The sequence below is a fragment of the Streptomyces sp. GQ60 genome (genome assembly GCF_059758875.1).
In genome coordinates this window covers 1-273 of the sequence record NZ_JCAXEG010000074.1, presented here as the reverse complement: position 1 = coordinate 273, position 273 = coordinate 1, and the positions used below count along the sequence as shown (strand labels likewise).

The window sequence follows — 273 nt, the reverse complement described above, 5'->3', positions numbered from 1 at the left end:
TAAACGATGACAACCACAGAGTCATCGGAAGGGTGACACATCAGATGTCACCCGGAGGACGACAGGATAGGGGGAGCGCCATGGCAGAAGCCGCCCCGGCTCCGGAGATCAACTTCCTCGCTGCCGCTTCGGCCCTGGAAACCATCAGCCGAGCCGTAAGCGACGCACAACGACCATCGGTGCCGCAGACCGTTCCCACACTCGATACGGATGCGGGGCCGCACCCCGCGCTGGCCGCGCTGGTGATGCTGCGCGAGGTCCGTGAGCAGTTGT

The 273-nt window shown here is 64.1% G+C and carries 1 pseudogene; it reads left to right on the top strand.

Annotation, left to right across the window (positions count from 1 at the left end):
- Positions 1 to 80: 80 nt before the first annotated feature.
- Positions 81 to 273, top strand: a pseudogene (locus AC6CKD_RS38025) (HSP18 transcriptional regulator); the annotation flags it as partial.